The organism is Bacillus pumilus (assembly GCF_024498355.1).
GTDB lineage: Bacteria > Bacillota > Bacilli > Bacillales > Bacillaceae > Bacillus > Bacillus pumilus_P.
Map to the genome: position 1 here is coordinate 2,919,212 of NZ_CP101833.1, position 15,340 is coordinate 2,934,551.

Sequence of the window (15,340 nt, forward strand, 5' to 3'; positions counted from 1 at the left end):
AAACGTCTTCCTTATTCCGTTCCTTTGGCAAATCCTTTTGACATGAATGGATAAAGCAGAATACCAACTAAGAACAGACCTATTCCGAGACCAAATGTTTTCAAATCAGCTGTTCCTGAAATAATGACCCAAGCGGAATATCCCATAGCAACAAGTGCGATGATTCCGTCTCTTGTTCGATTACCTTTTTGAAGCTCATATGTGTCTCCTTGCATGATGACTTTAAAGCTGTAGATCGAAGACACGATATACGGAATGAGATACGCAAGTGTCGCTGATGTTGTTAAAAAGGTAAAGGCTTCATTAATCGTGCGTGACATGACTGAGAAAATAAACAGCTGGGACATGATATTTGTGACAGTCAAAGCGAAGGCAGGACTGCCTTTTTTGTTTGTTTTTGCAAATACTGCTGGGAAGTCGCCTGCCTTTGCTGCTTGATAAGGTACTTCTGAACCGAGTAAGATCCAGCCAAGCATTGAGCCAAATAAACAAATGATCGCAAGCAGTGCCATGACAATACCGCCAGCCGGCCCAATAATGAGCTGAAGCACGTCCACGAATGGTTTGTCTGAGCCTTGCAATTGATCATGCGGCAGAACGCCCATTGTAATCAGCGTGATAATCATGTAGATCGAAAGTGCGATTAGAAGACCCGTAATCGTCGCACGTTTCACATCGCGCTGCGAAGACGCTCTCCCTGATAAAATAACCGCAGATTCGATTCCGATAAATGCCCATAGGGTGGAAATGGCCGCATGATGAATTTGGCCTCCAAGTCCGAGCACTCCTTCGCCTCCTGATGCAACCGGGAAGTAATAATGCTCAAATAATGCCGTTTGGAATGCAAATAAGCCCGCTACAATAAAAAGGACGAATCCGAGCACCTTTGAAAAGGTCGTAATAAAGTTTAATTTACTTGCAGCACTTAAGCTTGTGATTAAAATGGTATGTGTTCCCCATAGAAGGATGGTACATACGATAAAGGTCATGAGTTGACCAAGTGTGATCGTTTCTTTTCCAAAGGTAAAGATCACCGTCTTTACGGTTAAAATAGGGAAAAAAGTCGTTAAATAACCGGCAAGGCTCGTAATAATGGCGACATTACTAATCCAGCTCGCCACCCAATATCCCCAAACCATTGTAAAACCGGCTGCTTTTCCCTTTTTCGGATCTTTAAAAAGCGCCCTTGCATAACTTTGTGGTCCTGCCGTCAGCTGCGGCTTATGAATGGATAAATGCCCAAATACAAGTGCAATCATCAGCACACCGCCACCTGTGACAAGCCATGCCATCGTCACACCTAAAGGACTTGCGTGCTGGGCAAGCGTACTTGGCAGCATAAAGATGCCTGAACCTACCATATTTCCGACGACAAATGCCGTCAATAACCAAAAACCCCATTTTTTTGTCTGTTCCATTTCCGTACCTCCGTTATATTCACTTTGGACCAGACCCGGCAGCATCTTCATTGATATATTTGTGAAGCAATGACTTGCATTCTTTATGTTCATAATGGGTCACTTTCTTAACAGCATACCCTTATCTTTGTCACTGAGAACATAAAAAAAAGCCTGAACAAAAGTCCATGCTTTTCAAAACATACACCTTGATCTCCGGATAGCCCTCCACGCTTTTAGACGTGGCAGTCCTGCATTTATTCAATGCAGACCCAGCATAAAGAAAGTTGGAGCTCTCTCTACACTTCGGCGCTGATGCCTTTTTCCCATGATCAACGATTCCATCTCTCCCATGAGTGACTCATCATCCGCGCAACCTCTACCTCACTGAGACATAGCGTGAGGATTTCTATTCATTTTTACTACACGAAGGTTATCAAACATTTTCACATCTGTCAAAGGGAAAAACATAGAAAAAAGACAGAGGAATGATTCTCTGCCTTTTACCTGCTTATTGATGATTGTTTTTCTTCTTTTGTACAGCTTCCTGAAGCGGATCGCCTGCTAGTTCTTTACTTGCTTCTTCTAACAGCTGATCTACCTGCTTGTGGTCTTTCTCACTTTTCGCCTTTTTATCCTTTTGGAAAAATGACATCGCTGTTTCCTCCCTTTTCATAAAATGCGGTTGCCTGTTTAATTTGTGCTACAGTTCGCCGCATTATACAAAATGGAAAGGCTCATTCATCATGAAAGGTCTGTCTCATTTTTTGCAAATAAGTCAAAAAGGTTTTTAAATCTTCCTCTGTGAAGTCTGACATCATATGCTGAATCACCTTACCAAAAATGCGTGTATGCTTTTCGTAAATGGCCAGCCCTTTTTCCGTGGCTTCTAACCTGACAAGTGAATGGTCTTCCTTGTCTCGTTCTCTTTGAATATAGCCCTGTTCGCTTAATTTATTGAGTGCAATAGAGGCTGCACCTGGGTTTAAAGAGAGTCTTTGCTTCAGCTCTTCGGCATCTGATACTTTTCCTTGTATCAAAATAGAGAGCGCATAAATCTGCGGAGGGGTGATGTCTTTTTCTAACTCAAGTAACTTGCGGTTTAATTTACGGCTGACTTCATAATGTACAAGAACAATTTCTTTTAAAATGTCTGCATTACTCATCCGAATCGCATCCTTATCGTTAGTATCAACATGACTTCTCTCTTATTATAGAATGTTTTTCCAATCAGCCAACCATTTTGTCCTTTTTTCTTTAGAAATAAGCCTTGCTGAATGAATTCACCCTTGATATAGTGAGTACTTGAACTAAAGATAGAACAGGAGTACGCATCATGACAGGAAAAACACATATCATGGGCGGAATTGCCGCCTCCACAGCCGCCGCCTACTACTACGGACTCGACCCAGTCACTATGGCTGCTGCTGGATCAGCAGGTGCCCTTATCCCTGATCTTTGTCATACGAAAAGTAAAATCGGCAGGAAATTCCCGCTGCTCTCGACACTGATTAGTAGTGTGTTCGGTCATCGCACCTTTACACACAGTTTATTATTTCTGCTGATCATTTATTTTATTGCGACCACATACATTCCAAATGACAGCCTAAGTATCGGTTTACTAGTTGGGATGGCGAGCCACCTCATCCTTGATGCAGGAACAGTGAACGGCATTAAATTTTTGTTCCCAGCTACCATCAAAGTACGTCTTCCAGTCTATGTCAAAACAGGCAGCACAGGAGAACAAGTCGTACTAGCTGCTCTCACAATCGTCACCTGCTATTACATCGCTGTCATCTGCGGAATATCCATCCCATTGCAGTTCTAAGAGAATGAAAAAAGAGTTTTGCAAAAAAGACAGGATATGAATTGATCATTCCTCATTTTTTTAGTAGTTTTAAGATAAGTGTTTTTGCCGTGCAGCTGAATACAGAATGGTGAGGAGCTACATAAATGAAAGCGTTTTTCAAAGATCACTGGTTTTTAGTGTACTCCATCCTCTTCATGTGGATGAAAACATACATCATTTATCAATTCGGATTTCATATACGAACGGCCAATCTGTTTCACGAATGGCTGCTTTTGATCAATCCACTCAGCTTTTTGCTCCCTTTGTTTGGGATTGCTCTTTTTTTAAATGAAACCAAACAAAAGGTTTTTTTATTGACCGCAAATTTTATTCTGACAGCCATCTTGATATCAAATACGATCTTTTATGGTTTTTATATTGATTTCATTACCATTCCCGTGTTATTTCAAGCCAAGAACATGGGGGATATGGGCAGCAGCATGACTGAGTTGTTCCACCCGCTGTTTGTCCTGATGCTCATTGATTTCTTGGTGCTGGCATGGCTGTTAAAGCGTAAACCATTAGCACCAAAAGCGTCATTCAAAACGATCAAAACGTATTATGCGGTCTGTTGCAGCTTTCTATTGTTTCATGTCAGCTCAGCCATGATGGATCATCCTCGATTTCTGACAAGCTCTTATGATCGAGAAGTCATCGTACGAAACCTTGGGCTGTTCCAATTCCACCTGTATGACGGCGCTGCCCAAACGGCGCGTATTGGACAAAAAGCCTTTGCAGATGAAGATACCCTTTCAACAGTAGCCAACTATACAAAGGCTGATTACAGTGCACCAAACGAAGACTACTTTGGACTTGCTAAAGGCAAGAACGTCGTGTTCATCTCACTTGAATCAACGCAGCAATTTGTCGTTGACCAAAAGGTGAATGGACAATACATCACACCCTTTTTAAATCAACTGGCCAAAAAGAGCTTTTATTTTGATGAATTTTATCAGCAGACAGAGCAAGGGAAGACATCGGATTCAGAGTTTATTGTCGCAAATTCCCTCTATCCATCTAGCAGTGGCGCTGTCTTTTTCACAGCGAGTGACAACGAATATGACACGTTATACAAGGAATTGAAAAAACAGAATTATCAATCCGTCCAATTTCATGCGAATAATAAAACGTTTTGGAATCGTGATGTGATGTATGAATCGCTTGGGATTGATCGCTTTTATGATGTCGATTCGTTTGATGTCAATGAACATAATTCGACTGGCTGGGGCTTAAAGGATATCGACTTTTTTGATCAATCCATTGATTATTTAAAGAAGTTGAAGACTCCTTATTACAGCACGTTCATTACATTGACTAATCACTTTCCATTTGAAATCGATCCAAAGGATCAATTTATTGATGAATATGATTCGTCTAGCACCATTTTAAACCGCTATGTGACGACCGTCCGCTATCAAGATGAAGCCATTAAGACATTTTTTGACCGCATGAAAGAAGAAGGACTGTATGAAAATACGATGTTCGTCCTTATGGGTGATCACTATGGCATCTCAGAGGCACATCATGAGGCGATGGCCGAGCTGCTCGAGCAGGATGAAATCACACCGTTGGATGCTGTCAAACTACAGCGGGTGCCATTTTTAATCTACATTCCTGGTATCACGGATCAAGCACCGCAGACAATATCAGAAACAGCCGGCCAAATGGACGTGAAACCGACACTCCTCCATTTGCTTGGGATTGAATCCAAGGATGCCATTCAATTTGGAAATGACTTATTTTCTAACGAACGTACGCCTTTCGCTGTTTTGCGAAATGGGAACTTTATTACAGATGATTATCTCTATACAAAGAACACCTGCTATGACCAAAAAACAAAAGAGCCTGTTGAACAAGATGAGGTTTGTCAGCCTTATATAGAAAAAGCCAATAAAGAGCTTTCCTTATCAGACAAAGTGATCAATGGGAATTTACTGCGTTTTTATCAGCATTAAAAGCTGCCATTTGGCGGCTTTCAGATTGTTGACAAAGGGCTAAAATGATCTTCATTTTAGCCCTTTGTCTTCTTCTCAGCGTGATAGAAAACCTTTGCAGTCTAGGAAGGACGAGTACCGGAGCGGAGCGAATTTGACATTCGTGAGCACCGGCACGCAGGACTGACAACGAATGCGAGGGTTTGTCTACACGCTGAAAGCCTATGAATGGTCAAATAAGTTTGCTTATAATAAAGGATACATATGATATTGAATGATGAGAGGTGTGAACATGAAGTATACATTCTTAGCCTTCATCACCCTATGTTTGCTCCTAACCGGATGTCAAACAGAGATGAAGTCATCACATACGAGCAAAAAGACGGAGCTTGTGATTTCAGCAGCTGCAAGCCTTCAAGATGCATTAAAGGAAATTGAATCCGCCTTTAACGATCAGCATCCGAACGTCACATTAACAAATAATTTTGGGTCATCAGGCGCACTGAAGCAGCAAATCGCTCAAGGAGCAACAGCTGATCTCTTTTTCTCTGCGGCTGAGGAGCCCTTCGATGAACTTGTCCAGTCTGGAGACATCGATCAGGATCATACAAAGGATGCCATACAAAATGAGCTTGTCCTCATAGTGCCAAAAGAAAGCTCTTCCTCTATCAAAAGCTTTCAAGACGTCCAGCACGTAAAAGGAAAGATTGCTCTCGGTACACCTGAATCTGTTCCTGCTGGTACATACGGAAAAGAGATTTTCACAAAGCTGAACATATGGGATCAAGTGAAAAAGAACGCTGTCTACGGTAAAGATGTGCGTCAAGTTCTAAGCTACGTAGAAACAGGGAATGTGGAAGCAGGTGTTGTGTATAAGACAGACGCCCTCGTTTCCAAAAAAGGAAAGATTGTAGCTGAGGCAAATCCGGACATGCATTCCCCCATCATTTATCCAGTAGGAATTGTAAAAGGGACAGAACATTTAGAGGAAGCCAAGGTATTTTTTCAATATCTCCAATCAGATACAGCCGCATCAATTTTTAAAAAGTACGGCTTTCAAGTGAAATAATGCCTATGCTGACTGAAGAATTTTTATCTCCTATTTGGCTGTCGATTCAAGTTGCCGTCGTCAGCGGACTATTGGCTACTGTTTTTGGAACAACGATCGGCTTTTGGATGGCGCGAACATCTTTTAAGGGGAAAATGATCGTTGAAACGCTCCTCATGATGCCGCTTGTCCTCCCACCAACGGTCGTAGGGTTTTTATTGCTTGTCATGTTCGGAAAGCATAGTGTGATTGGACGCGCCATTGAATGGATCTTCCATCAGCCTGTCATCTTCACATGGTGGGCGGCAGTCATTGCATCAACGGTTGTGGCTTTCCCGCTCATGTATCAATCAGCAAAAGCGGGGTTTTCTACGATTGAGTCAGACATTGAAGGTGCTGCAAAAGTAGACGGTGCTCATTCATTCCAAGTCTTTGCCTATATCACCGTACCACTCGCCCTGCCTTCCCTGCTGTCAGGCAGCGTCCTCAGCTTTGCCAGGGCCCTTGGAGAATTTGGGGCGACCTTAATGTTTGCCGGCAACATCCCAGGGAAAACCCAAACACTCCCAACCGCTATCTATGTGGCCATCGATTCTGGACGAATGGAGCTTGCTTGGGCTTGGACGATTTGTATTGTGATATTGTCTTTTATCATGCTGCTGGCTGTGCGCCGAAGCAGCACGTAAAAAATCCCCTTTCTCAAAAGAGAAAGGGGATTTTTTATTTATTCAAACCCAACCGTCATCGTCTCTGGATTCGAGCCGACGCGCTCGTTATTATTTAATGCATCGATTTTTTCCATGTCTTCTTGAGAAAGCTCGAAGTCAAAAATGTCTGCGTTTTGTTTAATGCGTTCTTCATTGATTGATTTTGGAATTGTCACGACGCCGCTTTGCAGATCCCAGCGCAAGATGACTTGAGCAACAGATTTGTTGCAGCGTGCCGCAATGTCCTTCAATATGTCATGATCTAGCAGCTTTCCTTGCATAAGCGGAGACCACGCTTCAATTTGAATGCCTTTTTCTTTTGCATATTGACGTAATTCGACAAGTGTCAGTTTCGGATGAAACTCAACTTGGTTCACCGCTGGGACAACCTCAGCATCTTTTAACAGCTCTTCTAAATGCTGAACATAGAAGTTGCTGACGCCAATGGCTCTGACTTTTCCATCTTTATAAAGCTTCTCAAGCGCACGCCATGTTTCTTTAAATGTATCTGCGTTTGGTCCAGGCCAATGGATCAAATATAGGTCTAAGTAATCAAGACCTAAACGATTTAAGCTTGCATCAAAAGCAGCTAGCGCCTTGTCATAGCCTTGATCTGTGTTCCATACTTTAGACGTAATGAATAATTCTTCTCGTTTCACACCAGATTCTTTAATGGCTTTCCCTACGCCTGTCTCATTTTTATAAACGGCAGCCGTATCAATGCTGCGATATCCGTTTCGTATGGCTGCTTTTACGGCATCTACCACTTGATTGCCGTCCTCCACTTTGAATACACCTAAACCAAACCAAGGCATTTCCACTCCGTTATTCAGTGTTACGGTATCATTCAAGCTTTTAACCATGTTAACAACCACCTTTTTCATAGATTCCATCTTTTTCATTATCTCATGTTGCGCTTCAAAACTCTATTATCAGGCGTTTCTCTTCGCTTCGATGGCTAAAAGCAAAGCGCCTGTCATGCCAGCCTTGTCCTCAAGTCCAGGAGAGACAATGTATGTATCAAGCGGCGGCAAGTCTACATAATCATTTACATATGCAGCAAGCTTCTCTCGAATGAGCGGAAATAGCTGGCTTTGCTTCATCACGCCTCCGCCCATAATGATCCGTTCTGGGCTTAAAATGAGCGTGTATTGCATCAATGCCTGTGCCAAATAATCCGCTTCAAGTGCCCAAACCGATTCTTCCTGAGTGAGCTCTTTGGCCGGCTTTCCCCACCTTTTCTCAATCGCTGGTCCAGCTGCCAGTCCTTCTAAGCAAGTACCGTGCGCTGGGCAGACACCTGCAAACTGGTCTGATTCATGCTGCCTGACAAGGATATGTCCCATTTCTGGATGTGAATGACCATGAAGAAGCTCATTTTTCACAACAGCTCCGGCACCAATACCGGTGCCAACTGTGATATACATACAGCTGTTCAGCCCTTTGGCTGCCCCTTTTGTCAATTCACCCAATGCTGCCGCATTTACATCTGTTGTAAAGGACACAGGTACTCCTAATTGTTTCTGTAGCTCCGGGATGAACGGGTAATGCTTCCATTCGACCTTCGGCGTGTTCATGATATAACCGTAAGAAGGATCGTCCTTTTGAACACAGATCGGTCCAAAAGAGCCGACCCCTAATGCTTCAATTTCATATTTTCGAAAAAATGGAATGAGCTTTTGCAATGTTTTTTCTGGTTGCTCTGTAGGAATCGTCCATTCCTCTACAATTTCCCCATACTCATTGCCAATTGCACAACAAAACTTTGTACCTCCAGCTTCAATTGCTCCATAATACGCCATCATTGATCTCCCCCTGCTCGTTCTCTTTCTTCATCATAAAACATAGGGGAGGAGATGACAACATCACGTATTGGTTAGCAAGACTGCTTCCATGTCATTGATATACTCCCTTAAATGATGGGCAATATCACGATTGATTTCGCCATCTTCATATAAGGTTTGAATTTCATTTCGAATCGTCTGTACAGCTTGGAAGTTGAGCTCCTTTTTCTTTCTGTCAAAGGCACGATCTTTTTGCTGAAAGAAAGATGGACCGTGTTCACAGCGGAAAATCACTTGATTGTAAAAACCAATGACTTGGTGACATGTTTGTTTATTTTCATCTGTCATATGCTGTTTGATCGAATCTACTGCAGCTTCAGCGGTTTTCTTACGGATTTGTTTGTACGATTCCTCGTTTTCTAAAATGCCGCTTGAAACACGCTCATCCGGCCGCCATAATTGGAGCCATTGAAGCAAGCGCAGAAACTTCACTTTTGAAAAACGAATTTTAAAGGAGTTTGAATACAGCATTTCCAGCTCATGAAATCTCTCTTGCAGTTCATAGGCTTCTTCTTTATCTAATTTCTCTTCATCAATTAATTGCTGAAGCTTCATTTGCTCTGCTTTAATTCCATGCAATCTGATTTTTCGTTCCTGTTTTCTCATCCCAAATTGGTATGGTTCACGCTGAATATTTCTCAGCTTCATTCGGTAATCATTGATGAGTGCAAGTGACACTTCCCTATTGTCCTCATTCATTCCCTCTCTTAAGGTTTTAATGGCACTTCTCAGCAGCTTCCGTTTCGCATGCTGAATCTTTGTATTTAAGTCCACAGCAACTTGCTTATCTTTATTCTCAGATAAAATAGGCAAGAGCACACTAGCTAAAATGAGTGTACATAAGATCACGCCTGCTGCGAGGAAAATAATCAAATGCCGCTCGGGGAATGGTGATCCGTCCGCAAGCGTAAATGGTATTGAGAAGGCACCTGCTAAAGTGACAGCACCACGAACACCAGAGAATGTCATCAGCATCGAAGCGCGCAGCTTCGGTTTTTTCACATTCTGCTTTTTCGTTACACTCCAGTTACCTGCCCAGAACAGCCATACCCATAAGAATCTTAGAACCATGAGACAGAGTGTAATGATTAAAATGTAACTGATGACCTGCATATTATTAAATGCTTCATCTTGGAAAATGACTGTGGATACATCCGGAATCTGCAATCCAAGTAAAACGAAAACAAGGCCGTTTAAAATAAATAAAATAATATTCCATGTGTTTGAAGAAGCAATTTGCAGTTTTGCTAAATTCCCTTCCATTCGATCTTGCTCAATTGCATGCGTCACACCACCAGCAACAACCGCTAAAATGCCGGATACGCCGATTTCTTCAGCTGCTAGATATATCACAAATGGCGTAAGGATTTGCAGGATGATGTGCATTGTGACATCGTCCATTCCTAAACGGCGGAGGAAATAGCGGAAACGAATGATAAAAAAGGATAGAATAAATCCAGTCAATAATCCGCCAGCGGCAATAAGGACAAAGCTAAAGGATGCCTCAGCAATTGAAAAAGCCCCAGTAACAGTTGCAGCAATGGCAAATTTAAAGGCGACAAGTCCTGATGCATCGTTCATCAGCCCTTCCCCTTCAAGCAGCCTCATGATGCCTTTTGGCATATTTACACGGCTGGATAAGGCACTCACTGCGACCACATCTGTTGGTGAAAGAATCGCTGCAAGCGCAAATGCGGCTGGAAGCGGAATGCTTGGAATCATCCAATGAATGGTATATCCCGCTACAATAACTGTTGCAAACACTAAACCAAGTGCTAAGAGAAGAATAGGCGCTCTTAATTTCCATAGCTCATCCCTTGGGGTCCGCTTCCCGTCATTAAATAAAAGCGGCGCAATGAATAACACGAAAAATAGCTCAGGATTTAAAGAAATATGTAAACCTGAAGGAAAAGCTGCGACCAATATCCCTAAGCCCACTTGGATTAACGGAACTGGAATAAAGGGCAGAAAACGATTGATAATATTAGATGATGCAATGAGTGCTAATAGTACGAGCACTGCCAGAAAAATCTCCACTAGTACATGTCCCTCCTATTTTATTATGTTCGTCATGTTTTGCTTACATGCAAAGATACGTTTCATTCTTTTTGATCCATCCGTCCGATCATAAGTGCTTTTTTAGTATCCCGCAAAAAGTGAAACCAACAACATGACAATCCATCTAGGCAAAAAAAGGCTGAATCCAGATATTCAGCCAAATGACAAAATTTTTATTACATGTAATGTTCCAATAATGAATAAAAAACCTACTTTTATTTTACACGAAAATGGCATGACCTGCTGACATCCAGCTCGAATAAAACAAAAAAAGAGCGAAATTGCCGCCCTCTTTTTTTACCCTTTATTTAAAAAATAAGACCTAGCGGGAAGCCGCCATTTGAATAAGTAGGAACAAACCCGGCATGTGACGAGGATGAGAAACAGCAGATACAGTGCGAGCTCTCCTTGGGCTAAACCAAGTCCTACAAATAAGCCGCCAAGTGCTGCCCATACTGCGTAAATCTCCGCTTTTAAAACAAGCGGCTTGCGCCCTGCCAGGAGATCACGCACAATCCCGCCGCCGCTCCCAGTCAAAATGGCTGCCACAATGACCGCACTGAGCGGGAGCTCTCTTTGCACAGCAAATAATGCGCCTTGAATCGCAAAGGCTGCTAAGCCGATGGCATCCGAAAAATTCCCCCATGTGCTCCAATGCTTGAGCAAGAGCTTTGGAAATAGAAACACAATCGTAATCGACACAAGGGCAATGGTAAACATCTTGCCCTGTGACCATAAAGCCGATACCGGGAGTCCGATTAATAAATTACGAATCGCTCCACCGCCAAATGCTGTCACAATCCCTAAAATGTACACACCAAGAATATCGTACTCTTCCTCCATTGCCACAATCGCACCACTAATGGCGAATGCGATAATGCCAATGATACTTAAGACTTCCCATGCCATTTTCCGCTTATCTCCTTACCATTGTCTGATCATCTAACACTACACCCTTAATGTATATCTGACACAGGCGAAAAGCAATACAAATTTTCCTTAAATTTTATCTTTTTGCAAAACTAAAAAAACCTGCTTCAAAAGCAGGCTTTTTCACTCAATCTTCTTTTGCATTTAACAGCAGCATACTGATGATGATAAGAATAAATGCAATAAGAGCCAATAGTGGAATGGTGATAAAACCAAACCAATTCAGATAATCAAAGGAACAAGGAATGCCGCTGAGGCAAGGGCGAATCGATGCAAATCCTGGGATCTTTTGTTCCATATAATGATAGATGGAAAAGCCAGCACCAATCACTGCCAAAGGCAGAACGTAGTACTTCACTTTGACATCGCCCCGGAATGTAGCAATTCCAAGTAAAAGCACGAGCGGGTACATGAAAATGCGCTGAAACCAGCACAGATCGCATGGGATAAACTTCTTTACTTCACTTAAATACAGGCTGCTCATCGTCGCAACGATAGAGACGATCCAAGCGCTGTATAAGTAAATCAGCTTATTCTTCATGATTTTTTCCCTTTGAGTTCCTGATCGATTAATTCCTTGATTTCATCATAGTCATAAAAGTTTTGGACTTGTTTATTATTAATATAAATCGTTGGTGTTGAATTGACTTTATATTTGTTCACAAGCTGATCGTCCGTGTTCAGCTCCGGCTGATACGTTTTCTTCGATAAGTTGTCTTTGAGCTTGTCCGTATCAATTTTTGTTGTCTTTTTCGCTAGTTCAGTCAGCTTAGCAGGTGTTACCCACTCTGCTTCACTATCTGGCTGTGCGTCATAGACAGCTTCATGAAATGCCCAGAAGTTTTTTGGGTCTTCCTTCCACACTTCTTCAGAAGCGAGTGCTGCTAACACTGCGCCATCTCCATGAACAGGCAGTGGTAAGTTAATAAACGAGAAAGATACATCGCCTTTATCTATGTAGTCTGCTTTCAGTTTCGGGAAAATGTCTGTTTCAAATGATTTACATGACGGACATTTGTAGTCCCCAAACTCGACGATTTGCACCGCTGCGTTTTTGTCCCCCATGACAGGCTGTCCTTTAATAGAAGGCTTACTGTCAACTGTTTGTGCTTCTTGGCTGTTATTGTTCCCAATCACAACAAATAGACCGATGAGAAGAGCTGCGACGATGGTTAAAATGACAGCAAATTTAATGGATGAAGATTGATTATTTTTTTTACTCACAAAAGCACCTACCTTATCTTTTTCATTCCTTAAAAAAAGAAAAAGGATAATAGCTTAGAAAAATGCCATTATCCAACTTCTTCTATTTTAACAAGAGGGGGGCCATTATGAAAGGTGGTATTCATGAATTTTTCCTTACAGTTTTATTTCATGACCCTCATCGCATTTAAAACAGCCAGTACGGTAACACCCACATCTGAAAAGACTGCTTCCCACATGGTCGCAATACCAAATGCACCAAGTAAGAGGAAAACTGCTTTGACGCCAAGAGCAAATGCGATATTCTGCCATACAATCGCTCTTGTTCTTTTAGCGACTGCAATGGCTTCTGCTACCTTTGATGGCTGATCTGTCATGATCACGATATCAGCCGCCTCTACAGCTGCATCTGAACCAAGCCCGCCCATTGCAATTCCTATGTCTGCTCTTGCTAATACCGGTGTATCATTAATGCCATCCCCTACAAATAATAATTTTTCTTGAGGGGCTTTTTTCTGATCGATTTCTTCTAATTTCGTTACTTTATCCTGTGGCAATAATTCAGTATGCACTTCGTCAATACCAATTTGCTGGGCGACCGCAGTCCCTACTTGTTTGGCATCACCAGTGAGCATGACTGTTTTAATCCCAGACGCTTTTAATGCAGAGACTGCTTCGGTCGCATCATCCTTTAATTCATCTGCAATCAAAATAGATCCGGCAAACTCACCGTTTATTGCCATGTACACAACGGTTCCGCTTCGTTTTTCTTTTTCAAACGCAATGCCTTCTCTTTCCATTAAGCGGTGATTTCCAGCTAATACATGGACACCGCTTATCGTGGCTTTAATTCCATGTCCAGCAATATCCTCATATGCTTCAATCTGGCTCTCATCAAGTGGTGAACCGTAAGCAGCTTTAATTGATTCTGCAATCGGGTGCGAGGAATGGGCTTCTGCCAGAGCCGCAAAAGAAAGCAGTTCCTCTTTTGAGCACTTGTCACTCGTTGTCACGATATTGGTCACCGTAAAGTTCCCTTTTGTGAGTGTGCCAGTTTTATCAAATACAGCATAGCGCACAGAGTTCAGTGCTTCTAAATAGTTACTGCCTTTCACAAGAATGCCTCGTTTAGATGCCGCACCGATTCCACCGAAGAATCCTAATGGGATGGAGACAACTAGTGCACAAGGACAAGAGATCACGAGAAAGACGAGCGCCCGGTAAACCCAGTCAGACAATTGTGCTGATGGAATGAGGAGCGGCGGCATAAAGGCAAGCAATACTGCTAGCACGACGACCGCAGGTGTATAATATTTTGCGAACTTTGTGATAAAGTTTTCTGTCTGTGCTTTTCGGCTGCTCGCATTCTCCACCAAATCTAAAATCTTCGTAACAGCCGATTCGCTTAGCTCTTTTTGTACTTCAATTTCAAGAATCCCGTTTTGATTCACAAATCCTGCAAGAACTTCTTTTCCTGCTTCTACATCTCGAGGAACGGATTCCCCTGTTAATGCAGAGGTATCCACGAGTGAATAACCTTCAATGACAAGTCCGTCCAGCGGAATTTTCTCACCCGGTTTGACGACGATGCGGTCACCCGCTTTTACTTCTTCCGGCTTTACTCTTTTCGTTTCATGTCCCACTTTGAGATTCGCATATTCAGGGCGAATATTCATTAATTCACTAATCGATCGTCTTGAACGATTCACTGCCGCTCCTTGGAAGAGCTCTCCAATTTGGTAAAACAGCATGACAGCTAGTGCCTCTGGATATTGCTGAATGACAAAAGCACCAACGGTTGCAATGGTCATTAAAAAGTTCTCATCAAATACTTGGCCGCGCACGATATTTTTCAGCGCTTTAAAGACGACATCACCGCCGACTAGTAAATACGCTGCGAAAAACATGACGAACTTCAGCAAACCATCTTCAGGTATAAAATAGGCAGCTGTTCCAATCACAGCACCGCCAATTAATTTCAGCACAATCGTTTTTAAGTTCTTTGTCCCATGATCATGATCGTGATGATGTCCTTCTTCTTTTGGTGATACACTCACATGAGGTTCAATGGACTGAACGGTTTTCACAATACGCTTTGACATTGTTTCTTGTTTATCTGCATGTGTGACAGTCAATGTGCCTGTCGCAAAATTAACAGAGCATGCTTCAACTCCATCCATTTTGCTGACACCTGTTTCGATTTTACGTGCACAGTTGCCGCAATCAAGACCGCTTAATACGTATTCATCTTTCATCTTTTTCATGTTCTCACCTTTTTCTATATAAGTAGCCTTCCCTGATTCAATCAAACCTATATCAGATACTATGGATGTTATATATGAGCACATATTCATATATTGAATTACCCTT

Annotated in this window: 14 protein-coding genes and 1 riboswitch; of the genes, 4 read left to right on the forward strand and 10 right to left on the reverse strand. The window is 42.3% G+C overall.

What is annotated here, in order from left to right; all coding sequences use genetic code 11:
- Positions 1-11 precede the first annotated feature (11 nt).
- The 3 genes from NPA43_RS14995 to NPA43_RS15005 all read right to left on the reverse strand — a co-directional run bounded on the left by NPA43_RS14995 (position 12) and on the right by NPA43_RS15005 (position 2,563).
- The gene (locus NPA43_RS14995; RefSeq protein ID WP_099728497.1) at positions 12-1,418 is read right to left on the reverse strand and encodes an amino acid permease; all 1,407 of its coding nucleotides are present in this window, start codon (positions 1,416-1,418) and stop codon (positions 12-14) included.
- Between the two features lie 192 nt (positions 1,419-1,610).
- Positions 1,611-1,787, reverse strand: a riboswitch (Lysine riboswitch).
- 121 nt (positions 1,788-1,908) lie between these two features.
- Positions 1,909-2,052 (reverse strand): small acid-soluble spore protein SspJ, encoded by a 144-nt coding sequence (gene sspJ, locus NPA43_RS15000; RefSeq protein WP_099728499.1) that lies wholly within the window; start codon positions 2,050-2,052, stop codon positions 1,909-1,911.
- Positions 2,053-2,134: 82 nt separating this feature from the next.
- Entirely contained in the window at positions 2,135-2,563 is a 429-nt protein-coding gene (locus NPA43_RS15005; RefSeq protein WP_099728500.1) for a MarR family winged helix-turn-helix transcriptional regulator, read from the reverse strand.
- Between the two features lie 170 nt (positions 2,564-2,733).
- On the opposite strand from NPA43_RS15005, the gene NPA43_RS15010 reads away from it, so the two are divergent.
- The 4 genes from NPA43_RS15010 (at position 2,734) to modB (ending at position 6,914) form a co-directional block, all read left to right on the forward strand.
- Positions 2,734-3,225 (forward strand): metal-dependent hydrolase, encoded by a 492-nt coding sequence (locus NPA43_RS15010; RefSeq protein ID WP_099728501.1) that lies wholly within the window; start codon positions 2,734-2,736, stop codon positions 3,223-3,225.
- Between the two features lie 125 nt (positions 3,226-3,350).
- Positions 3,351-5,201 (forward strand): LTA synthase family protein, encoded by a 1,851-nt coding sequence (locus NPA43_RS15015; RefSeq protein ID WP_249704563.1) that lies wholly within the window; start codon positions 3,351-3,353, stop codon positions 5,199-5,201.
- Positions 5,202-5,472: 271 nt separating this feature from the next.
- Positions 5,473-6,249, forward strand: coding sequence for a molybdate ABC transporter substrate-binding protein (modA, locus tag NPA43_RS15020; RefSeq protein WP_099728503.1), 777 nt, complete (start codon positions 5,473-5,475; stop codon positions 6,247-6,249).
- The gene (gene modB / locus NPA43_RS15025; RefSeq protein WP_099728504.1) at positions 6,249-6,914 is read left to right on the forward strand and encodes a molybdate ABC transporter permease subunit; all 666 of its coding nucleotides are present in this window, start codon (positions 6,249-6,251) and stop codon (positions 6,912-6,914) included. Before modA ends, modB begins: the two co-directional genes overlap by 1 nt.
- Before the next feature lie 38 nt (positions 6,915-6,952).
- On the opposite strand, the gene NPA43_RS15030 is transcribed toward modB, so the two are convergent.
- The 7 genes from NPA43_RS15030 to NPA43_RS15060 all read right to left on the reverse strand — a co-directional run bounded on the left by NPA43_RS15030 (position 6,953) and on the right by NPA43_RS15060 (position 15,234).
- On the reverse strand, positions 6,953-7,798 hold the full coding sequence (locus NPA43_RS15030; protein ID WP_230030745.1) for an aldo/keto reductase: 846 nt from the start codon (positions 7,796-7,798) through the stop codon (positions 6,953-6,955).
- Positions 7,799-7,867: 69 nt separating this feature from the next.
- A complete protein-coding gene (locus NPA43_RS15035) occupies positions 7,868-8,737 on the reverse strand; it encodes an ROK family protein (protein ID WP_230030744.1) in 870 nt (289 codons plus the stop codon).
- Positions 8,738-8,800: 63 nt separating this feature from the next.
- Positions 8,801-10,816 (reverse strand): Na+/H+ antiporter, encoded by a 2,016-nt coding sequence (locus NPA43_RS15040; RefSeq protein WP_099728507.1) that lies wholly within the window; start codon positions 10,814-10,816, stop codon positions 8,801-8,803.
- Positions 10,817-11,134: 318 nt separating this feature from the next.
- Entirely contained in the window at positions 11,135-11,746 is a 612-nt protein-coding gene (locus NPA43_RS15045; RefSeq protein WP_099728508.1) for a trimeric intracellular cation channel family protein, read from the reverse strand.
- A 148-nt stretch (positions 11,747-11,894) separates the two neighbouring features.
- The gene (locus tag NPA43_RS15050; protein WP_099728509.1) at positions 11,895-12,308 is read right to left on the reverse strand and encodes a disulfide oxidoreductase; all 414 of its coding nucleotides are present in this window, start codon (positions 12,306-12,308) and stop codon (positions 11,895-11,897) included.
- On the reverse strand, positions 12,305-12,991 hold the full coding sequence (locus NPA43_RS15055; protein WP_099728510.1) for a DsbA family protein: 687 nt from the start codon (positions 12,989-12,991) through the stop codon (positions 12,305-12,307). The genes NPA43_RS15050 and NPA43_RS15055 overlap by 4 nt, the downstream gene beginning before the upstream one ends.
- 143 nt (positions 12,992-13,134) lie before the next feature.
- Complete coding sequence (locus NPA43_RS15060; protein WP_305881442.1) at positions 13,135-15,234, reverse strand: heavy metal translocating P-type ATPase; 2,100 nt, start codon at positions 15,232-15,234, stop codon at positions 13,135-13,137.
- Positions 15,235-15,340: the final 106 nt, after the last annotated feature.